The sequence below is a fragment of the Bradyrhizobium sp. McL0615 genome (assembly GCF_049993905.1).
Lineage (GTDB): Bacteria > Pseudomonadota > Alphaproteobacteria > Rhizobiales > Xanthobacteraceae > Bradyrhizobium.
This window is the reverse complement of the sequence record NZ_CP188254.1, coordinates 347,150-368,230: the sequence shown is the minus strand read 5'-3', so window position 1 is coordinate 368,230 and position 21,081 is coordinate 347,150. Positions and strand designations below refer to the sequence as shown.

Here is a 21,081-nt window from a genome sequence, read left to right as displayed (position 1 = left end):
CTACGGGATCTCGTACACCACGATCTTGTCGGCAATGCCGCGCAGCGCCGCTTGCTTCTGGATCGGCCTGATCGCCGCTTTGTCCAGGATCGCGGCAACCGCGGGTGAGTCGATCACCGAGCCGGTGATGTGAATTTCCTGCGAGGTCGACAGGCTCTGCACACGGGCGGCGATATTGACGGTCTGACCAAAATAATCCTGCCGTTCATTGAGCATCACCGCCAGACATGGGCCTTCGTGAATCCCGATCTTGACGATCAGATCCTCGGTGCCGCGCTGGGCGTTGAGCGCGGCCATCGCGGAGCGCATCCGGAGACTGGCGGCAAGCGCGTGTTCCGGCCTGATAAACGTCGCCATCACGGCGTCGCCGATGGTTTTGACCACCGCACCCTTTTCGGACGAGATGATTTCCAGCAGCGCATGGAAATGCGCGCGCACCAGATCGAAGGCTGCGAGATCGCCGACCCGCTCATACAGCGCCGTCGACCCCTTCAGGTCGGTGAACAGGAATGTCAGGGAAGTGATCTTCAGCCGCTGGTCGATATTGAGATTGTCGGCCTTGTAGACGTCGCGGAAAGTCTGGTTGGTCAGCATCCGCTTCGCGGTCAGGAACGGCTTTCGCTTTCCGATCAGATGATGAAGGCCGTCGGCGGCGATAAACACCGACGGCAGCACCCGCGCGCCGGTCTGGTTATCGAGCGACAGCCGCAACGGCCCGGGGCGCATCGTGGTGGTTCCGGTCGGCGCATGGACGTTGTTGTACATCAGCGATAATTGCTGGCGCTCTTTGGTCGGCTCCCCCTGCACGTCGATGAATTGCGCGGCATGCGTCACCGGCTCGAACACGATGATGAACTGCGCCGGCAATTGCAGCGACATCACCGCCTTCTCGCCCGCCGGCAGTTCGAGCGCGTCGATCACCACCTCGTCGGTGAGGGACGCAAACGATTCCTTGTTGAAGTCGACACCGGAACTCCAGAAGACCTGCTTGAAATACTCCCAGATCGGCAGCGTGTTCGGGTCGTGCGCGGCGATGCGCCGAACACGGGGGCTTACGGTAAAGGCAACCTCCACCTGTTCGTCGACCGAGGCCTCATAACCCGCCGCGCACAGCGCGCAATTGTAATCGTCGTGGCGCAGCGATTTCAGCGTCGAATGGGCATCGAGCACGCCGCCACAGCCCGGGCACAGCACATTCCATGTCAGATCGAACAGGCCCAGCCGCGACGCATGAAGGAACCCGGAAATCACCCGCTCCTCGTCGAACCCGGCCTGCCTGGAAAAATCCAGCACGTTGATCCGGTTGAGCTGATGGTCCTCGCCCTTTTCGATGAGCCAAGCAATTGCATCGGCCACCGCCGGATCGGCGGTTTGCCTCAATACCGAGAACTGTGCCTGAACGTCGCTCATGCCGGAGCCTTAGATGAGGGTGAGAGAATGTCGCCGCAAGATGCTCTCTCTTGCTGGACGCGCTTTCTTCGCGAAAACCGGCGACCCGTCCTGATCCGGTCCGGGTCAGTTTCCGCCTCGCAAACACTACCGGGGCGTGATGGTGAACGTCGGCGAACGGTCGGGCTGCGTCGTCACCACACCGACCGGCATCACCGGCTCCTTGTCGACCAGCGTGACGCGAAACGCGCCGATCATCTTCGCCAGCGCCAGCGTTGCTTCGACCAGCGCGAAATGCGCGCCGATGCAGACGCGCGCGCCGACGCCGAACGGCAGGTAAGCAAAACGATCGGGCGGCGTGCCGGTCATGAAGCGCGACGGGATGAAGGCGTTCGGATCGCGCCAGAGTTTTTCGTGCCGGTGCAGCAGCCACGGCGCGATCAGGATGACGTCCTTCTTCTTGACCGGAAGCCCCATGATCGTGTCCGGGCCGCTGGCGGCGCGCGCAATCAGGAACGCCGGCGGATAGAGCCGCATGGTCTCGTCGATCACCGCGCGGGTGAATTTCAGACGCTCGATATCGAGCGTGCCGTCGACGGTTGCGCCCTGCACCTCGTCGGCGACGTCCTGCTGGGCCGCAGGATCGAGCGCCAGCAAATAGAGCGCCCAGAACAGCGCCGTCGCCGTCGTCTCGTGGCCGGCCAGAATCATGGTCGCGATCTGATCGCCGAGCTGTTCGTCGGTAAAGGCTTCGCCCGTCTCGGGATCGCGCGCGTCGCCCATCAGATCGAACAGGTCACGCGCCGGCGCGCCCTCGTTCTTGCCGGCGGCGCGACGCTCGGCCATCAGCATCCCGATAAAGGCCGTCCAGCGCTTGCGGAAACGGGCGCGGGCCAGATCCTGCGGGCTCGGCCAGCTGAGCGGCAGCAGCAGATCGAGAAAATGCGGCCGCGCCAGCCGCTCGCCATAGTCCACGACAAAGTCGCGCAACGCGGCGCCGTGCCGGTCCATCCCGAACGAGAACATCGTGCGGCCGGCGATTTCGAGCGCCATCCGTTGCATCGCCGCGCGCAGGTCGACCGGCGCGTTGCTGGCGGCCCTGAGCTTGGCGACCGTTTCGTCGGTCGCCGCCAGCATGTGCGGAACGAGCGTCGAGACCGCGCGTGGCGTGAAGGCTGGCGCCAGCGTCCGGCGCTGGTGTTTCCACGCGCGCCCCTCCGCAATCAGCAGGCCCTGGCCCAATATCGGACGTAACACCCGAAAGCTCACCGGCGTGCGCGTATAGTTTTCGTAATTGTCGACCAGCACATGCCGGATCGCATCGGGCGCGTTGAGGATGAAACTGCCACGCCCGAAAAAGCGGCCCTGGATGATATCTTCCTCATAGGCCCGCTGGCCCCACATGCCGATCGGGCTGATGCGGATCGCCTTCATCCGCCCGAACACCGTCATGTCGTCGGGCGCCCGCGGCGGGCTTGGCGGCACCAGCGGCGCGCGTGCGGCCGGAATGTCGTAAGCCTCGGCTATGCTCATGGGCGCCACTTTCGTAGCCCGGATGAGCGAAGCGATATCCGGGATCGTGCCAGGCCCCGCATATCGCTGCGCTCATGCGGGCTACTGCTTTTGTCTCCTCCGGCCACCATAAAGGCGCATCCGGAACAGCCACCCCGAACAGCTAGTAAGTCAATTCGGCAATCGCAATCCGGTTTTCCGAGGCCGGCCAGGCCCGCGCCACGATTCGTTCTGTATTGAACATGGTTGCCACGGGACGGCCAATCTCCTCCGCGCCAAGCCGCAAGGTCGAGACCGAATCGGTCGGCACGCCGGATTTCACGTCTTTCGGCTCCTTGCCATCGATCAGCACCACGTCCCGCGGCAGGCCGAAATAACCTCGCGGACGCGACATCAGGACCACGGCGCCCGCGCCGGCATCCGCCGGCCCGAGCGGGCGCGCGGCGCGCAGATGCACGACGTTGGAGGAGCGCGGAAACGGTGAACGATAGATGTGTGTGGTAGGCGAGCCGGCCGATGTCAGGACGATCTCGAGATGCCAGCTCGGGTCGACCTGAGCCGGGCCCCATCGCCCGTCAGCGCCGGTCTGTGAAGAATGGATCGGCCCGCCGGTGCGTTCGCCGGTGTCGGGAGAGACGCGGTAGATTTCGACGGTCGCACCGGATACCGGACGGTTGGTGACCAAGCCGCCCGGCGTACCCGTCACGAGCCCGCTGAGTTTGACTTCCGCTTCCGGCACGATCTCGATGCGTGACGGCTCCTGTCCTGCGATGAATTTATAGATCTCGCGAAACGCGCGTGGATGAAAGGCGACCTCGCGATGATCGAGCGCACCGAGCACGAGATTGGTCGCGCCCTTCAGCGCAGGACCTTCCGATGTCACGCCGCTCGGCGTGCCAGGCTTGCCGACAAAGCGCCCGTCGGCTTGCGCATATTTATCGATGCCATCGCTGCGCAAGGTGAGGAACGCCGTGCCCGGCGTCACCTCGCCCTCGCCCTCGTTCAAGCCGCGCAGGAACGGGCCGCGGCCGTTGAACTCGCCGCCAAGCCCCTCGTCCCAGTCATAGATGCCGTGGTTGGGAACGCCGCACAGCACCGCGTGGCTGATATCGGCCCCGCCGCCATTCTTGATATAGTTGCGGATTGAATAGCCGCCGCGCGAATTACCGACGAGCGCGATGCGCATCGCGCCGGTGCGGCGCTGCAATTCCTTGACGGCCTCGCCGAGCTCGCGGCGCTGATCTTCGGTCGAGGACCGGTTTGCCTGCTCCACCTTGTCGTCGGTGCGCGCCAAAGGATCTGTGAAATTGATCGCCAGCATTCGCTCGCGCGGCACGCCGTTCGATTCCATGCGCCAAATTGTAGTGATCCAGAGCGCAGCATGATCGCCATTGCCGTGAACGAACAGGACCGGCGGAACCTCCGCTGGCCTTGACGCCGCCGGCGCCGTCTGTGCCCACGCCCGCACACCAAGGAGCGGAAGCCCGAATGAGCCAGCCAGCAAGGGCAACGCTCCGGCGCTCTTCAGCATCAACCGCCGTGACAGCCGCATTTCGAAACCTCCCGTTGCTTTTCAGTACCTTAGCTGTGCTGTAGCACCGCTGGAAGCGGTGTAACGACTGGACAGGCCAGGGTTTTCGCAGGCATCACTTCAAGTTGGAATGGAATCAAGCCGGCGACAGAAAGCCAACGGAACCGCTCATGACCGACCAGCCGAAACGCTCGCGTCCTGTGACTGAAGGCATCGCAGCGCCGTTGCGGCATGCCGTGTTCCGGCGCATCTGGCTCGCCAGCCTCGTCTCCAACCTCGGGATATTGATCCAGGGCGTTGGAGCTGCCTGGGCGATGACCCAGATGACCTCATCCGCCGACAAGGTCGCGCTGGTGCAGACCGCGCTGATGCTGCCGATCATGCTGATCGCGATGCCCGCCGGCGCCATCGCCGACATGCACGACCGCCGCATCGTCGCGCTCATCTCGCTCGGAATCGCGCTGGTCGGCGCGACCGTGCTGACGGTGCTGGCGTGGCTCGGCCTCGTGACGCCGAATATCCTGCTAGCGCTGTGCTTCGTGGTCGGCAGCGGCATGGCGCTGTTCGGACCGGCCTGGCAGGCCTCGGTCAGCGAGCAGGTGCCGACGGAAACGCTGCCGGCGGCGGTCGCGCTCAATGGCATCAGCTACAACATCGCGCGCAGCTTCGGCCCGGCGATCGGCGGCATCGTGGTCGCCACCGCAGGCGCGGTAGCGGCGTTCGCCGTCAATGCGGTGCTGTATCTGCCGCTGATGGTGGTGCTGTTTCTGTGGAACCGCAGCCATGAACCGTCGCGCCTGCCGCGCGAACGTCTCAACCGCGCCATCGTCTCGGGGGTGCGCTACATCGCCAACTCGCCGTCGATCCGGATCGTGCTGATCAGGACGTTGGTCACCGGCATCATCGGCGGCTCGGTCTCGGCGCTGATGCCGCTGGTCGCGCGCGATCTGCTGCATGGCGGCGCGCAAACCTACGGCATCATGCTCGGGGCCTTCGGCATGGGCGCGGTGATCGGTGCGCTCAATATCGGCGAGGTGCGGCGGCGCATGAGCGGCGAGGCCGCGGTGCGCGCCTGCGCGATATCGATGGCCGGCGCGATCGCCGCCGTCGCCCTGAGCACGAGCGGCATCCTGACGGCGGTCGCCCTGGTGCTGGCCGGCGCGGTGTGGATGCTGGCGGTCGCGCTGTTCAATATCGGCGTGCAGCTTTCGGCGCCGCGCTGGGTCGCGGGCCGCTCGCTGGCGGCTTTCCAGGCCTCGATCGCCGGCGGCATTGCGGTGGGAAGCTGGGGCTGGGGACATCTCACCGATCTCGCCGGCGTCGAGACCGCGCTCCTGGTTTCGGCCGGTCTGATGCTGCTGTCGCCCTTGCTCGGAATCTGGCTGCGGATGCCGCGGGTCGGTGCGCGCAACGAGGACGCCACCGAGCTGCTGGCCGATCCCGAGGTCCGGTTGTCGCTGACCGGGCGCAGCGGACCCCTGGTGGTCGAGATCGAGTATCGCGTCGCGCAGGACAATGCGCGCGCATTCCACAATGTGATGCAGGAAGTACAGCTCAGCCGGCAGCGCAACGGCGCCTATGGCTGGTCGATCGCGCGCGACATCGGCGACCCCGAATTGTGGACCGAGCGCTACCACTGCCCGACCTGGCTCGACTATCTGCGCCAGCGCAACCGTGCGACGCAGTCCGAGCGCGCTTTGCACCAGCGCGCAATCGACTTTCATCTCGGGCCCGACCCGATCCGCGTCCGCCGCATGCTGGAGCGGCCGTTCGGTTCGGTCCGCTGGAAGGAAGATACCCCCGACCGCGCCGCCAACGAGGTCTTGCCCGTGGTCGCGACGGCGGCAGGCAGCAGCACGTAATAGCGACGTTCGCGACGGCGCCGTTTACCAAGCCGTTTACCAATTTGACAGTCCAGCAGACCCTGCGGCGTGGCGCCGCAGGCCTAACGCCGCATTGGTATAACGTATCCTTGCCAAAGCTCGGACGCCGCCTCTAGAGTTCCGGCCAATCAATCACGCCGGCCAACCAAGGATCGGCTCAACCGGGAGGATAAGTCATGACAAAACCCACCAAGGGGAAGACTTCAAGCCGCCGCAGCTTCCTAAAAGTGGCCGCCGCAGGCGCCGCAGCCACCGTCGCCGCGCCGAACATTTCGAGCGCGCAGGGTCCGATCAGCATGCGCTGGCAGAGCACATGGCCGTCAAAGGACATTTTCCACGAATACGCCCTCGACTACGCCAAGAAGGTCAACGACATGACCGGCGGCGACCTCAAGATCGAAGTACTGCCGGCAGGCGCCGTGGTTCCCGCCTTCGGCCTGCTCGATGCGGTATCCAAGGGCGTGCTCGACGGCGGCCATGGCGTGCTCGTCTATCACTACGGCAAGCAGACCGCGCTGGCGTTGTGGGGCTCGGGACCGGGCTTTGCCATGGACGCCAACATGCTGCTGTCCTGGCACCGCTATGGCGGCGGCAAGGAGCTGCTTGCCAAGCTCTATGAATCGATCGGCGCCAATGTCGTGTCGTTCCCCTACGGGCCGATGCCGACGCAGCCGTTCGGCTGGTTCAAGAAACCGATCGCCAAGGCCGACGACATCAAGGGGCTGAAGTACCGCACCGTCGGCATCTCCATTGACGTGTTCACCGCGATGGGCGCGGCCGTCAACGCGCTGCCCGGCGGCGAAATCGTCTCCGCGATGGACCGCGGCCTGCTCGACGCCGCCGAGTTCAACAATGCCACCTCGGACCGCGTGCTCGGCTTCCCCGACGTCTCCAAGGTCTGCATGCTGCAGAGCTACCACCAGAACGCCGAGCAGTTCGAGATCACCTTCAACAAGGACAAATACAACGCACTGCCGGAGAAGATGAAGGCGATCATCGCCAACGCGGTCGATGCGGCTTCGGCGGACATGTCCTGGAAAGCGATCGACCGCTACTCCACAGACTATGCGGAGATGCAGAGCAAGGACAACGTCAAGTTCTACAAGACGCCCGACGCCATCCTGAAGCAACAGCTCGAGGTCTATGACGAGGTGGTGAAGAAGAAGTCGGCGGAAAATCCACTGTTCAAGGAAATTCTGCAATCGCAGCTCGCCTTCGCCAAGCGCACGACGCAGTGGGAGCAGGACACGGTGGTGAGCCGCAAGATGGCGTATGACCATTATTGGGGCGCCAACGGCGCGGCCAAGAAGATCTGACGCCGCGCTTGAAAATGCTCTAACCAGCAAAGCACCATTCGGGCGCGCGACCCGGATGGTGCTTTGTATTATCGATCCCTCGCGCCGAACGATCGCACCCCCATGAGCGTCCAGAGTTTCCTGCACACCATCGACGGCATCAGTACCTGGGTCGGCAAGGCCACCGCGTGGCTGATGATCGTTCTGATGAGCGCCGTCTGTATCGAAGTATTCAAACGCTACATCATGAACATGCCGACGTCCTGGATCTTCGACCTCGACAACATGCTGTACGGAACGCTGTTCATGCTTTGCGGCGCCTACACGCTGGCGCAGAACGCCCATGTCCGGGGCGACTTCCTCTATTCCTCGATGCGGCCGCGCACCCAGGCGACGCTCGACCTCGTGCTATACATCGTGTTCTTCCTGCCCGGCATCGCAGCGCTGGTCTATGCCGGCTATTTCTACGCCGCGGACTCATGGCGCATCGCCGAGCATTCGAACGTCACCGCGGACGGTCCGCCGGTCTACCATTTCAAATCAGTGATACCCATCGCCGGAGCGCTGATCATGCTGCAGGGCGTGGCCGAGATCGTGCGCTGCGTGGTTTGCCTGAGGACCGGCGAATGGCCGAGCCGGCTGAAGGACGTCGCCGAGATCGACGTCATCGAGGAGCAGCTCGCGCATAGCGAATATGTCGATGAGGAATCACGCAAGCTCGCGATCGAGGGCGCGGCGCGAATCGACGAGATGGCGCGTCAGCGCGGAATGGGCGGAGACGTGCAAACATGAGCGATCCCGCACTCGGCCTGTTGATGCTGGCGCTGATCGTCGTCGTCATCATGATGGGTTTTGCCACGGCCTTCACGCTGATGGGCCTTGGCATGTTCTTCGGCTTCATCGCTTTCTACGACCCGTCGCACAGCTGGACGCAAAACCGCGTCTTCGACCTAATGGTCCAGCGCACCTATGGCGCGATGACCAACGATGTCCTGATCTCGATCCCGCTGTTCGTGCTGATGGGCTACGTGATGGAGCGCGGCGCGCTGGTCGACAAGATGTTCTATTCGATCCAGCTCGCGTTCCGCCGCATGCCGGCTTCGCTTGCGGTGGCGACCCTGATCGTGTGCACGTTCTGGGGAATTGCCTCAGGCCTGGTCGGCGCCGTCGTCGTGCTGATGGGCGTCATCGCGTTCAACCCGATGCTGCGCGCCGGCTACGACGTCAAGCTCGCCTCCGGCGTCATCACCGCCGGCGGCACGCTCGGTATTTTGATCCCGCCGTCGGTGATGATCATCGTCTACGCGGCCGTCGCGGGGCAATCCGTCGTCAAGCTGTACGCGGCGGCGATGTTCCCCGGCTTCTTCCTGGCGTTCCTCTATCTGGTCTACGTCATCGGCTGGGCGCTGATCAATCCGAAGATCGCGCCGCCTTTGCCGGAGGAGCAGACCCGCGTCCGCGTGCCGGCCTGGATCACGAAGTTTGGGACGCTGTATTCGCCGAATATGTTCGTCGCCTTGCTCAAGGCGCTGGTTTCACCGGCGAGGGCAAGGGCCCTGGAGATCGACGGCAAGCCCATGACCTATGGGGCCGTGGTGCAGAACTTTATCATAGCCCTGGTGCCGTTCCTGCTCACGACCATCACGCTGGCGACCGTGTGGTGGTACGTCGTGATCCATCAGCAGGCCGGCGCGGCCTCCGGTCCGGTCGAGGGACTGCAGCAACTCGGCAGCGCGTTGGCGACGCCGGAGGCTACGCCCGCCGAAAAAGGTCCGGACTTCCAGTTTTATCTCTGGTTCGGGATCAGCGCCGCCGTATTGCTACTGTGGAACGCGCGCTCCTACTGGCGCATGAACGGCGAACGCTTCGAGGTGCTCAAGCTCTTGACGTCGTCGGTGATGCCGCTCGGCATCCTGACGGTGATCGTTCTCGCGGTGATCCTGTTCGGCATCACGACCGCCACGGAGTCGGCGGCGGTCGGCGCCGCCGGCGCCTTCATCCTGGCGTTTCATGCCCGCACGCTCGACTGGAAGCGCACCAAGGAAGCGGTGTTCCTGACCGCGAAGACCACGGCCATGGTGTGCTGGCTGTTCGTAGGCTCGGCGCTGTTCTCGGCGGTGTTCGCCATTCTCGGCGGTCAGGCGCTGCTGGAGAGCTGGGTCCTTTCGCTCAACATGACGCCCGTTCAGTTCATGATCCTGTCACAGGCGATCATCTTCGTGCTGGGCTGGCCGCTGGAATGGACCGAGATCATCATCATCTTCGTGCCGATCTTTTTGCCGATGCTCAAGCATTTCGGCATCGATCCGATCCTGTGGGGCACGCTGGTGTTCGTGAACCTGCAGGCGGCGTTCCTGTCGCCGCCGGTCGCGATGTCGGCGTTCTATCTCAAGGGCGTCGCGCCGAAGCACGTCACGCTGAACCAGATTTTTGCGGGCATGATGCCCTATATGCTGATCGTGATCCTGTGCATGGTGATCATGTATCTCTGGCCCGGCATGACGCTGTGGCTGCCGAACTATCTTTACGGCGGCTGAGAGATCTTACTGCCCGTGGCTCGCCAGCATCTGCTGGCAGCCCTTGCTGATTTTGGCGCGGTTCTGCTTCAGGCAGGCCAGCACAATCTGATCGCCATCCTGCATCTGCGCCCGGCAGTAGCGCGAGACGTCGCGCGCGCAGGCGTCATGCCCCTGCTTCTTCTCCTGAGCCGACGCGGCTGACGCGATCAAAACCAGGGGAATGATGAAAAGAATCTTGGTCATTTTCTAAGCCTTTACACGAGAGCGCAATCCGCGCGTTCTATATCGTTTTCCGGCGAAAGCCAGCCCAGGACTTGATCCGGGGTCGACACCGGTTTCGCATCAAGAAAACGTGTCAGGACGGGAATCCGTGCACCGAAATTCGGCTGGCAACGTATTTGTGAACGGCGAAATCGCTTCATCCGTGCGCTTTGCGCCCCATGAAACGGAAAAACGCCTGCGTCGCATCGACGCAAGCGTTTTTTCGAGCCGTTGGAGACCGCGAAGACCGCGCCGTTATTGCGCCGCGAGCTTACCCGTGGATTTCTGGCCGGCGAGTTCGCGATCCATGACGCCGCGGCAACCCACGCTCAGATCGGCGCGATGCTTGATCATGCAGGCCGTGATCTTCGAAATGTTCGGGATTTCCGAGCTGCAGAGGCGGAACGCGTCGCCGGTGCACTGCTGCTGCGCTTCAGAGCTGAAGGCGAAGCTTGCGGTCGACGAGACGGCGGCGAAAGAGGTGGTCAAGGCCAGCACTAAACTGACCTTGCGAACGGTATTGAAGAAGGCTGCGGTCATTTTCGGCTCCTGTTGGCCCAGCTACGTGGGCCCGCTGTTGATGGTTGCAACATGCGCCGGGAACCGCGGCGCCGACTGTGACTGACATCACTCAGCCTTAAAACCCTCATCCTCTTCGTCTAACTGGCGCCTGTTCGGGAGACGTTAAGACTTTGTTGGCACTAATGCCCTGTTGCGAGTGTGTGCCCCGAGTATGTGGAAAGAGTAGCGATGCGTAATGCGTTGGGCCTGATGCTGGCCAGTGTAATGACGGCGGTTGTGATCACCGCCGTTTGGTTCTGGACCTCCTCGCCGCGGGCCGACGCGGCCCCGCCTCAAACCGTCGCCGCCCGCAAGGCCGAGCCGTTACCGGCGCCCGCCGCGGCAAAGCTTGCGCCCAAGGACGACGTCGAGGTCACGGCCGCTCTCTCGAAGCCGGCCCCCGCGCCCGCTCCCGCAGCCCAGCCGGCGCGATCGACCTGCGCCAATCCTGACGCGCTCGGCGTCAGCCGCATTGTCGTGATCGACACCACCGGCGGTCCAGGCTTCGGCTTCCTCCAGTACAAGCAGTTCGACTTCCTCACCGACAAGGAAGTCGTGCTCACCTTCGACGACGGTCCGTGGCCGACCACGCCCGCCGTGCTCAAGGCGCTGGCGGACGAATGCACCAAGGGCCTGTTCTTCCCGGTCGGCAAGCACACCACCTATCACCCGGAAATTCTCAAGCAGGTCTACGCCGCCGGCCACACCGTCGGCTCACACACCTGGTCGCACGCGCATCTCGACAGCAAGAAGATGACCGAGCCGCAGATGAAGGAAGAGATCGAGAAGGGTTTTAGCGCCGTGAAGATGGCGATCGGCGCCGCGCCCGCACCGTTCTTCCGCTTCCCCGGACTGGGGCACACGCAGGCGGCGCTCGGCTATCTCGCCTCTCGCAACATCTCGATGTTCTCGGTGGATGTCGATTCCAACGACTTCAAATCATCGGGTCCCGACCAGGTCATCAACAACGTCATGACCAAGCTCGACAAGCAGGGCAAGGGCGTCATCCTGATGCACGACCTGCAGAAGCACACGGCGATCGCCTTGCCGACGCTGCTGCGCCGCCTCAAGGCCGGCGGCTACAAGGTGGTGCAGATGAAGGCCAAGGAGCAACTCGAAACCGTGCCGGAATATGACGCGATGCTGGTGAAGGACCAGAAGGTGCCGGCCGTGGCCAGCCGACCGATCAGCAGCGTGGTGCAGACGGTTTCGCAATAAGGATTGACGGGAAGCCGTTCAACGGCTCCAGCTTACGCAACGAAAAACGCGTCTTCGGATTGGAATCCGAGAGGCGCGTTCTGCTTTGGCAGGATTACCAGTAGATGCCGTGCCGGTGCAGCGCCATGATGATGCGCGCCCGGATACCGAAGCGCATGCGGTGCTGTCCCGCGCCTCTCTGCATCATCGCAGCTCTCCGGGCCGACATTCCGCCAGCCCCGGCGCCCTGCGGGCGCCCGGCATAGCGCTGCTGCATGCCGGCCGGCCGGTTCTTCATCCTCTGGCCGTAGCTCTCCGCGGCCCTGCCGGTTTCGGATCTGGCCGTCTCAGACTTGGTCGTTTCAGTCTTGGGCTCGACGGCCGCCGGCCGCTCGACATATTTCGGGGCTTCGGCCGCCTGCGGAGCTTCCGCGGTTCGCGGTCCCTCGGTAGCCTTGGCCGGAGCGCTCACCTTCGTGGTCTCGCCGCCACCGAGCGACAAGCTCCGTTCGCCAGCCTGCGCGGCCACGGACACCAGAGCGAAGCCTGCAATCAGAATGAATTTACGCATGGTTGTATCTCCCCTTGAGGTCTGGGCGGAGACTATGCGGACCAATGGGATCTAGATGTGAGATCGGTCACGCACACGCGTCCGTGAACGCGAATGCCGGTTGCTCCAAGATCTTTTTCGAAAAAGCACAATGAGTACTGGCCGCAAATGCGCTTGCACTGCGTCTTCCCAATGTCTGATTTCCATCAATCCGGGTCCTGCGGAAAGCAATTCTTCCGGGCAACTGAGCAGCCCGCGTCGACAAAAATTGACTTTCGCACGGTTTTCGAATTCGTTCGCTTTTCGTCTAGTGCAACACTATCGGCACCCTGCTGATAGTAGAAAGCTTTGAGACTCAGGGAGAACAGGACATGTCGGAGCAGGAGCCGATAAAAATCGTTTCAAAACCCGGAGAACCCAAAGTTTTGATAACGTCCACCGCGGTTCGGGGCGTGGATATTTATCACTTTCCTTCCGTGAGCGATCCTCGTGGCGACTTGACAGTCGGGGAGCTCGATCGCGGATTTCCGTTCCAACCAAAGCGATATTTCATCATATCGGGAGTTCCATCCAGCGAGATTCGGGGAGAGCATGCTCACAGGCAATGTCATCAATTTCTGATTTGCGCCTATGGGCAATGCAGCGTCACAGTCGATGACGGGACGACGCGACTTGAATTCCAATTGAACCGACCGAGCATAGGTATTTATGTTCCTCCGATGATCTGGGGCAGACAGTGGCAGTACAGCGCCGACGCTGCACTGCTTGTCTTTGCGTCGGACCTTTATGATCCAGCCGATTATATCCGCGACTACGATGCGTTTCTGGACGAGGCTCGCTTGGCGAAGTAGCGGTTGGCTTGAAATCAAAATTGGCGAAATCAAACCTTCTTTCGAAAATCTTCGGCCAGGATCCGCGCAATTGTTTCCGATATTGAATCTCGCCAAAGAGGCAACCTCACTCCGTGAGACCTTTCAAGCTTGGTATTGTCCAATCGCGAATTGGCCGGTCGACGGGCTTGAGTCGGGTAATCCGAACTGGCAATCGATCTCACCTGACTGAAAGGCCCATTGTTCGCAGCGGAAGCAGCGAAGATCGCCATTGCGAATTCCGCCCAGTTCGTGTCACCACCACCCGTCATGTGAAATACGCCGCGGATTGCGGCGTCATCCGGCCTTGCAATCAGATTGCACAGTACGTTGAAAATGCCGTCGGCAATATCAAGCGCACTGCTGGGAGCACCTCGCTGATCGCCCACAACGGAAATTTCATCGCGATTGCCGACTAGCGACAACATGGTTCGCGCAAAATTCTTGCCGAACGGGCTGTAGACCCAGGCTGTCCGAAGGATGGCGTGATTTGGATTCGCTGCAGCGACCAGTTGTTCGCCACGCAGCTTGCTCAAGCCGTAAACATTGATTGGGCAGGGCGGGTCATGCTCGCAATAGGGACGATCCAGGGTGCCGTCGAAGACATAGTCGGTCGACAGGTGTACGATCGGAATCTCAAGTCGCGCGGCCGCCCGCGCCAACGCCTCGGCTCCGTTGGCATTGATTTGATATGCAAGCACGGGCTCACTCTCGGCGAGCTCGACAGAGGTGTAGGCCGCGGCGCTGACCACAGCTTGCGGGCGCAATGCGCCGAGCGCATCCGCGAGGTCGGACGGTCGCGCCAGGTCTATCGCCGGCCGTGCCAGCGTCAGCACTTCCACGCTGGAGTTGGTCCCACGCTCGACCAACGATTGCGCGATTTGGCCAAACCTGCCGGTGACCACGATGCGCATTGCTTCTACTCAAAATATCCTGGCAACGACCGGAATGCCGGCATCCTGCGATCCTTATCCGATAACGTCGCGTTGCTCGGCGCGACAGGCCAATCAATCCCCAAATCGGGATCGTCCCACGCGATGCCGAAATCGTTCAGGGGCGAATAAAAGGCGCTGGCTTTATAGAAGACGTGGGTGCCGATTTCCAGGGTGCAGAAGCCGTGAGCAAAGCCAATTGGTATGAATATCTGCTTGCGGTTCTCGGCGGAAACCTCCTCGGCAACCCACTTGCCGTAAGTCGGTGACGAACGGCGCAGATCAACCGCCACGTCGAAAATTCGACCCTTCAATACGCGAATTAGTTTGGCTTGGGCAGCGGGATGACCTTGAAAATGCAGGCCACGAATGGTGCCGATCGCGGCTGACGCCGATTGATTGTCCTGAACGAAGTTTGCCGTGATGCCATGTTCGGCAAAGCGCTCCTGGTTATAAGTTTCGCAGAATGCGCCGCGGGAATCCGCAATCGATTTTGGCGTGACAACCTTTACCCCGTCGATCGCGGTGGATGTGACAGTGAGCATAAAAACCCTTACGCACAATTACGACTCAAGAACCGATGCCCAGCCGCTCGCCGCGATTGACGCCGGGCTGTCGCCTCACAAAAATACCCGGTACCGGCGAGCGAGCCGAATACTTCATCGGTGGAGATGTGATGAAAATCAAAATAGTACCGCTTGTCGTCAAGGCTACGATATACGGTGGGTGGTCAGTCAATGTTAATCCCACCGCAGCGAGCAAAAATATAGCACGCGTGGGGCTGAGATGAATGGAGCCGGCTATCGATCTGCCGCTCTGTCGCAGCCCTGCCACTCGCGAGTTCACCCCACCCTGGAGATATGCCGTGACACGGAAGATCTCGTTGCTGGTGCCGCTGTTCAACTCTTCTCGCTATCTCGATCGGTTGAAACACGACATTGATCACCAGACGAGGCCGTTCGATGAAGTCGTGATGCACGACGACGGCAGTACAGACGATACAATCGAAAAGGCAGCCGAGCTTGGATTTCGGGTCATCAGGGGCGGCCCGCAGAAACGGCAGTCTCACGCTCGAAACCGATTGCTTGCGGCCGCAACATCCAGCTTCGTGCATTTTCACGATCACGACGATTCGATTCACCCCCAGTTCGTCGAGCGCATGCTAACAGCATGCTCCTCAAACAGCGTCGCGATATGTCATTTCGCAAAGACCACGCCATCCGAGCGCTTCATATTCGGTCACGACTTCACGAACGACTACAATCTGGTGTTCAATAATTTTGTTCATGTAAATGCGATGGTTGTCTGCAAAGACCTCGCGCGCTCGGTGTCGGGCTTCGACGAAGACCTGACTCTCTGCGAAGAAAAGGACTTTCTCTTCAAGATCCTTCGACAAGGAGCACTTGTTACAATCGTGCCGGAGCTTCTAGCGGAGTGGAGAATCCAAAATTCATCGTTTATGTCCAGCCAGGGCTGGACTGGTGCCGCCTTGATGCTGCGGAGGTTTATGCAAAATTGTCTTCCCAATGATAGCCGCGAAACAACGGAACTGGCTCTCGAGTACGCCTTGCGCTCCGCTTGGGACTACTACTACGCTTGTCCCGAAACCATAATCGAGCTGCGCCAGATGTTTCGATACCTTTCGAAGCATGGCCTGCATCCACGCAATGGATTGGGGAAGAAATCTGCAGTGTTGATCAGATCAATTGGCCCCGTTGCTGCTTTGCGGCTTCGCAGAGCTTTGTCGAAGAACGTTTTTGCAATCGCCTGATCCGCCTAAACGTCGATAATGGGTTTCCGAAGCTCGCGTTGGCTTTCGGCGGCGATAACGATCAGATGGTAGCCGGGATTGCCCCGGCCGGAGGTTTTTGACAGATACCAGGGCGACAACGAAGAGTTGGTTTTTGCGATAGGTCGTACAGCCGAAATGCTCGAAGCGCACAAGGTCGATTACCTCGCTGCTCACGAAAAGGGAAAGGCGTTCATGCGCGCAGACTCGCCCGGCGTCGCTCACAACCGATGCGCTCATTGATCAGTACCGGTTACGATGCGCCTGCGCGACATGGAGGTCACAACTGCGCGATGTCGGCAGTGCGCCGCAATATCGCCACCGCAGCGCACCATCATGTACAAATGTTTTGGACAGGTTTTTTCACCGGCTTTGCTGCTTGCCTAACGATTTGGCTTTCAGCGCATGTCGTTTACGATCGACGCCAGCGAGCGGCATTCATGGCCAGTCTGTCGCCAGCGGAGCGTGAAAAACTCAAGGGTTTTGAGAGCGTCAGGGGCGACTGGCACGGATTCCGGGACTTATTGCATCGTTAGCTGACGTGATGCGACTGAGGAAGCACCAACGCCACCACATCGAGCACCGGAACTGGTTTGCAGACACAGTGCGGACTAGCGGCTTTTTCGGAGATCCTGGTAAGCGGGGCAAGTGATCAGGATCGCTGGTGCCGCAAACAGGACTCGAACCTGTGACCCCGTCATTACGAATGACGTGCTCTACCAACTGAGCTATTGCGGCGGACCAAACGCGGCGTTCGGGTCTGACCCGCGAACGCCCGCACCTGATATCGGGACAAGCCCCGATTGGCAAGAAAAACGCTGCTGTCGCCTGGGCGCCTAGTCGCCGCCCCAGCGTGACAAAAATCCCCGCCAGCCGCCGGCCTGGGCCTTGGGCGGGCCGATTTGTTCCGCAAATTCGTCCGCCGGGCCGTCGTCGTCGACCCCAGGATCGTCGGGCGCCCGGATCAGCGGAATGACCGCCGGAATCGGGGCTGGAACAGCCTTCGGAATGTCCTGCCGTGACCGGAACAAGGGGGCCGGCCGGCTTGGCGCCGATTCGGCCGGCGCGGGTACCGGAGTGGGCGCTGGGGCGGGGACGGCCTCGACGGGGGCGGTCTCAGCGGCGGCCGGCGGCGGCGCATTGTCCTGCTCGGCGACCGGCGCAGGATCTGACGCAGCGGGCGCGGCGGAAGGCGCTGGAGCGACGGGTGACGGAGCCGGCTCCTCCGCGTCGGCGTCCTTTGGCGGCTCGAGCACGACGGCGCGGCGCGGGGTCGCCAGCATGGCTTCCTCAAAGGCCGAGGATTCGATCGCGCCAGCCTTGTCGGACGGCAGTGCCGCGACCGGCGTCTGCCACTGGAAGGCATCCAGCCTGCCGGTGACGGGCGAAACCGGTCGCCAGCGATCCGAGACATAGCCGTCCGCAGTCCAGGCCGGATCGTGCAGCGCGCGCACCGCGCGCAAGGTCCAGGCCCGCGCGCGGCCGCTATCGCCATGTTCGGTGCGCTCGATCTCCGCCATCAACAGCGCGACGCGTTGCGTTGGTGCGGCGATGAACGGCGCCAGCGCGTCGCGCGCTTTTGTAAATTCGGACGCGTCGATCGCGGCGCGCGCAATTGCCAGCGCGCCCTCGATGTGGCCGGGCATCTTCGCCGCGAGCGTCTCGACCCGCACCAGCCGCTGGCGCGCGGAATCGCCGAGCTTCACATGCGCATAGGCATCGGCCAAATCGGGATGCGGCTGTGTCAGCCACGCCGTCTCGACCAGACGCATCGAACGCCGGATCTGATGCGACTCGCTTTCGAACTTGCTCGCCAGCACCGCGGCCGGCACCAACGTCGGCGCCAGCTTGACCGCTTCCATCACGCTCTCGCGCGACAGGTCGCGATCGACCTTTTCGAGCTCCAGCGCCCGCGCCGTCAGCAGCACGCCGCGCTGCCGGCGATAGGTCGCCTTGTCGATCAGCCCGGCCGATTGATTGTTGTCGAGGATCTTCAGCGCGCCGGCCCAGTCGCCCTTGGCGCAGCAGAAGCCGAGCACCGCATGCGACGCCCATGACGAGGACGGCGACAGCTTTAGCGCTTCCTCGGCGACCATCACAGCCGCCACCGGATCGTCGGCGCGCTGCGCCTCGATGAACAGGCCGCGCAGGCCCAATAGCCGCGTGTCCTCGCGTTCGGCCATGGCGCGGAAGGCGCGCTGCGCGCCTTCGCGGTCGCCGTCGAGCTGCGCCGACTGCGCATGCAGCAGCAACGCCAGCGGATCGTGCGCCGCGTGCTTGCGCGCCGCTTCGGCGTGGATGCGGGCGGCGGAGGAATCGCCGTGGCCGATCGCCAGCAGTCCTTGCGTGATCGCATGCCGGCCTCGGGCCTGACGCCGTTCGCGCCGGCCCTTGCGCATACGTTCCGGCGTGCGCCACAGGCCACGCAGGATCGCCCACAGCATCATGGCCGCGACGACGACGATGCCCAGCCCCAGCACGAAAACCGGCAGCTTGGTCGTGAGCTTCAGGCTGCCCCACGACAGCATGACATCGCCGGGTTGCTCGGCAATCCAGGCCGCGCCGGCTGCGCCCAGCGCGATCAACAACAGAAACAGAATGATCCGGATCATCGAAATCCTTATTGCGCCGGTTTGGCGAGCGCAGCCATGGCGTCGGTCGCGAATTGACGGGAAGCGGCCAGCGCGGCGTCACGTGCGTCGGCCCGTTCAAGCCAGGATTGCGCCGCGGCGCGATCGGCCGGCTCCAGCGTCTTCAACTGCCGCCGCGCCTCATTGGAATCATTTCGCAGCGCCGCGGCGGTGATCCGCGCGACTACCGCACCGCGATCATTGCCGGCGGTATCGGTGCGTTCGATCTTGACCAGTTTGGCAGCGCCCGCCTGCAGACGCTCGACGATGCCCGTGCCGGTCGTGGCCTCGTTCTGTTGCGCGGCCGGCGACAGTTTCGGCACCAGCGCCAGCAGTTCCGTGCTCAGCCTGTTGGCGTTCGGCACGCCTTTCTCCGCGAACTGATCGAGCGGCTTCAGGACATCCGGATTGGGCGTCAGCGCCTTGGTGGCGGCGAGCGTCGCCGGATAGGGCTCGCCGATACGGACCTGAACATCGAGCAGCGCGGCCGACACCAGACGGCGCAGCGCCATGTCGTCGGCAGGTTTGGCGTCGGCCTTCGCATCGGCAAGCTTGCTGCCTTGCTGCGCGATCTCGGCGCCCTGCGTCCGCATCTGGCCTTCGATCTTCGCCATGCGTTCATCGATCCCGGAGAGATCGGGCGATGCGGTGCCGTCGCCGCGCGGAGCTGATTTCACATCGCTGATGGCGGATGCGAGCTTCTCGCCTTGCGCCCGCGTCGCCGCGAGCTCGGTGCGCAACGCCGCGACGGTTTTTTCCAGAGCCTCGGTGCGCGCGGCAGCCGCCGGATCGGCTACCGGCTTGCCGACCTTCGGCTCCAGTCCGGCGACACGGGCGGTGAGACCGTCGATCGCCGTACTGAGCTGCGGGGCAGGCGGCGCGGACGCGGGCTGAATCGCGGGCCAGCCGAGCATCCAGCCGACGCCGATCACCAGCGCAGCCGCGACCGCACCGGAGACCGGCGCGACGATCCAGGGCGAGACCGGCCGGGACGGCGGCGCTGCGACCGGAGATTCTTCAACTGAAGCTTTGGCGGCTTCCGGCGTAGGCTCATCAGCCACGGGCTCGGTCGGCGCTTCGGACGATGCGCCGGCGGCGCTCTTGGTCTCGCTCGACACTTCGGTCGCCTCGAGATCGATGGTCGGCGGCTCGCGCTTCGGCCGGCCCGAATCGGGCAGCGATCCAGTGTCTTCGGGCCTGTCATCGACCATCACAGCGGTTCCCTTTAATGGTTAGGTCCGGAACTTAGCAGAATCGGGACGTCTTAGAACATGATCCGGCGGTGGCGGCACCGGTTTTCCGATAAGACCATGCTCAGACTTAAAGATTAGAGCGCGAACGGCTGAAGCGTTTTCCAGCGAAGTGGGGACCGGTTCGCGTCAAGAAAACGCGCCAAATCAAAAATCTACCCGGACCGCGGTTGCAAAGCCCGATCCAGCGCCTCGAACAGGGCATTTTCGTCCGGCGAAGCCGCCGCCGTGACCTGGGTCGCGCCGGCATCGCGCAGAACCGCAGCGACGGCTACCGAAATACAGCATTGCGGCAGCGCCAGCGCCGAGATTTCGACGCCCCCGGAGCGCGCCGCCTCCAGGAATGCGCGTGCGCTGCGTCGTGAGTAATGCAGCACGGCCTCGATTTCATGCGCCACAAAGGCGTCACATATTTCCCGTGGCAGGCTGGGCGCGGGCACCATCCGGTAGGTGGTCTGCGTCGCGACCGTAAAGCCGTTCTCGCCGAGTTCGCTCGCGAGGTCGCGCGCGAGATCGGCGCCGGCAAGATACAGGATCGGGATCGCTTTCTTCAATTGCTTCGACTTCGCACGCGCCAGCACCAGATCGCGCAACGCGCCGGCATCGCCCTTTGACGCGATTACCTCGCCAAATCCGGCGTCGCGCGCGGTTGCCGCGGTGTTTTCGCCGACCGCGAACAAAGGCAGCTTGAGGAGCCGGCTGCTGGCCAGATGGGCGGTGATGGCCCGCAGCGCGTTGGCGCTGGTGACGATGACGGCGCCATAGGTCGCATCCGCATCATCCTGGAACGGCACCGGCTCGAACCGCAGCATCGGCGCGCGCAGGACCTCAAAACCCCTCGCGCGGAGAGCCTTTGCGGTCATCTCATCGTCCGGGCTTGGTCGCGTGACGAGGACGGCCATATTTCAGATCT

The 21,081-nt window shown here is 62.7% G+C and carries 19 protein-coding genes and 1 tRNA gene; 8 read left to right on the top strand and 12 right to left on the bottom strand.

The window, feature by feature from the left end; all coding sequences use genetic code 11:
- The 3 genes from ACPPVP_RS01690 to ACPPVP_RS01680 all read right to left on the bottom strand — a co-directional run bounded on the left by ACPPVP_RS01690 (nt 1) and on the right by ACPPVP_RS01680 (nt 4,453).
- Nucleotides 1-1,410, bottom strand: coding sequence for an adenylate/guanylate cyclase domain-containing protein (locus ACPPVP_RS01690; protein ID WP_426530695.1), 1,410 nt, complete (start codon nt 1,408-1,410; stop codon nt 1-3).
- Between the two features lie 126 nt (nt 1,411-1,536).
- Complete coding sequence (locus ACPPVP_RS01685; RefSeq protein ID WP_426530693.1) at nt 1,537-2,922, bottom strand: cytochrome P450; 1,386 nt, start codon at nt 2,920-2,922, stop codon at nt 1,537-1,539.
- Nucleotides 2,923-3,064: 142 nt separating this feature from the next.
- Nucleotides 3,065-4,453, bottom strand: coding sequence for a hydrolase (locus ACPPVP_RS01680; RefSeq protein ID WP_426530691.1), 1,389 nt, complete (start codon nt 4,451-4,453; stop codon nt 3,065-3,067).
- A gap of 149 nt (nt 4,454-4,602) precedes the next feature.
- On the opposite strand from ACPPVP_RS01680, the gene ACPPVP_RS01675 reads away from it, so the two are divergent.
- The 4 genes from ACPPVP_RS01675 (at nt 4,603) to ACPPVP_RS01660 (ending at nt 10,147) form a co-directional block, all read left to right on the top strand.
- Nucleotides 4,603-6,294, top strand: a complete 1,692-nt coding sequence (locus ACPPVP_RS01675; RefSeq protein ID WP_426530689.1) for an MFS transporter — start codon at nt 4,603-4,605, stop codon at nt 6,292-6,294.
- A 197-nt stretch (nt 6,295-6,491) separates the two neighbouring features.
- Nucleotides 6,492-7,631 carry a TRAP transporter substrate-binding protein gene (locus tag ACPPVP_RS01670; protein ID WP_426530687.1) on the top strand — a complete coding sequence of 380 codons (1,140 nt, stop codon included), beginning with the start codon at nt 6,492-6,494 and terminating at the stop codon, nt 7,629-7,631.
- A gap of 102 nt (nt 7,632-7,733) precedes the next feature.
- Nucleotides 7,734-8,402, top strand: coding sequence for a TRAP transporter small permease subunit (locus ACPPVP_RS01665; protein ID WP_426530685.1), 669 nt, complete (start codon nt 7,734-7,736; stop codon nt 8,400-8,402).
- Nucleotides 8,399-10,147, top strand: a complete 1,749-nt coding sequence (locus tag ACPPVP_RS01660) for a TRAP transporter large permease (RefSeq protein WP_426530683.1) — start codon at nt 8,399-8,401, stop codon at nt 10,145-10,147. The genes ACPPVP_RS01665 and ACPPVP_RS01660 overlap by 4 nt, the downstream gene beginning before the upstream one ends.
- Before the next feature lie 6 nt (nt 10,148-10,153).
- Here the strand turns inward: ACPPVP_RS01660 and ACPPVP_RS01655 are convergent, their stop codons facing one another.
- Both ACPPVP_RS01655 and ACPPVP_RS01650 read right to left on the bottom strand, forming a co-directional pair.
- Nucleotides 10,154-10,372 (bottom strand): hypothetical protein, encoded by a 219-nt coding sequence (locus tag ACPPVP_RS01655; RefSeq protein ID WP_426530681.1) that lies wholly within the window; start codon nt 10,370-10,372, stop codon nt 10,154-10,156.
- A 273-nt stretch (nt 10,373-10,645) separates the two neighbouring features.
- The gene (locus ACPPVP_RS01650; RefSeq protein ID WP_426530679.1) at nt 10,646-10,930 is read right to left on the bottom strand and encodes a hypothetical protein; all 285 of its coding nucleotides are present in this window, start codon (nt 10,928-10,930) and stop codon (nt 10,646-10,648) included.
- A gap of 210 nt (nt 10,931-11,140) precedes the next feature.
- Here ACPPVP_RS01650 and ACPPVP_RS01645 point away from each other — a divergent pair, with 210 nt between their 5' ends.
- Complete coding sequence (locus ACPPVP_RS01645; RefSeq protein WP_426530677.1) at nt 11,141-12,169, top strand: polysaccharide deacetylase family protein; 1,029 nt, start codon at nt 11,141-11,143, stop codon at nt 12,167-12,169.
- A 94-nt stretch (nt 12,170-12,263) separates the two neighbouring features.
- Here the strand turns inward: ACPPVP_RS01645 and ACPPVP_RS01640 are convergent, their stop codons facing one another.
- On the bottom strand, nt 12,264-12,719 hold the full coding sequence (locus ACPPVP_RS01640) for a hypothetical protein (protein ID WP_426530675.1): 456 nt from the start codon (nt 12,717-12,719) through the stop codon (nt 12,264-12,266).
- Nucleotides 12,720-13,069: 350 nt separating this feature from the next.
- Between ACPPVP_RS01640 and ACPPVP_RS01635 the strand changes: the two genes are divergently transcribed.
- Nucleotides 13,070-13,549, top strand: a complete 480-nt coding sequence (locus ACPPVP_RS01635) for a sugar 3,4-ketoisomerase (protein WP_426530673.1) — start codon at nt 13,070-13,072, stop codon at nt 13,547-13,549.
- 29 nt (nt 13,550-13,578) lie between these two features.
- On the opposite strand, the gene rfbD is transcribed toward ACPPVP_RS01635, so the two are convergent.
- The gene (rfbD, locus tag ACPPVP_RS01630; protein ID WP_426530671.1) at nt 13,579-14,481 is read right to left on the bottom strand and encodes a dTDP-4-dehydrorhamnose reductase; all 903 of its coding nucleotides are present in this window, start codon (nt 14,479-14,481) and stop codon (nt 13,579-13,581) included.
- A gap of 5 nt (nt 14,482-14,486) precedes the next feature.
- The gene (gene rfbC, locus ACPPVP_RS01625; protein WP_426530669.1) at nt 14,487-15,044 is read right to left on the bottom strand and encodes a dTDP-4-dehydrorhamnose 3,5-epimerase; all 558 of its coding nucleotides are present in this window, start codon (nt 15,042-15,044) and stop codon (nt 14,487-14,489) included.
- Nucleotides 15,045-15,364: 320 nt separating this feature from the next.
- On the opposite strand from rfbC, the gene ACPPVP_RS01620 reads away from it, so the two are divergent.
- Nucleotides 15,365-16,270 (top strand): glycosyltransferase family 2 protein, encoded by a 906-nt coding sequence (locus ACPPVP_RS01620; RefSeq protein ID WP_426530667.1) that lies wholly within the window; start codon nt 15,365-15,367, stop codon nt 16,268-16,270.
- A 311-nt stretch (nt 16,271-16,581) separates the two neighbouring features.
- Nucleotides 16,582-16,824 carry a hypothetical protein gene (locus ACPPVP_RS01615; protein ID WP_426530665.1) on the top strand — a complete coding sequence of 81 codons (243 nt, stop codon included), beginning with the start codon at nt 16,582-16,584 and terminating at the stop codon, nt 16,822-16,824.
- A gap of 126 nt (nt 16,825-16,950) precedes the next feature.
- On the opposite strand, the gene ACPPVP_RS01610 is transcribed toward ACPPVP_RS01615, so the two are convergent.
- From ACPPVP_RS01610 to ACPPVP_RS01595, 4 genes are all read right to left on the bottom strand, one after another.
- Nucleotides 16,951-17,026: transfer RNA gene (locus ACPPVP_RS01610), tRNA-Thr, on the bottom strand.
- Nucleotides 17,027-17,124: 98 nt separating this feature from the next.
- Nucleotides 17,125-18,900 (bottom strand): heme biosynthesis protein HemY, encoded by a 1,776-nt coding sequence (locus tag ACPPVP_RS01605; RefSeq protein WP_426530663.1) that lies wholly within the window; start codon nt 18,898-18,900, stop codon nt 17,125-17,127.
- An 8-nt stretch (nt 18,901-18,908) separates the two neighbouring features.
- Nucleotides 18,909-20,129: a hypothetical protein gene (locus ACPPVP_RS01600; RefSeq protein WP_426530661.1), complete on the bottom strand. Its 1,221-nt coding sequence runs from the start codon at nt 20,127-20,129 to the stop codon at nt 18,909-18,911.
- 194 nt (nt 20,130-20,323) lie between these two features.
- Nucleotides 20,324-21,070 carry a uroporphyrinogen-III synthase gene (locus ACPPVP_RS01595; protein WP_426530659.1) on the bottom strand — a complete coding sequence of 249 codons (747 nt, stop codon included), beginning with the start codon at nt 21,068-21,070 and terminating at the stop codon, nt 20,324-20,326.
- Nucleotides 21,071-21,081 lie beyond the last annotated feature (11 nt).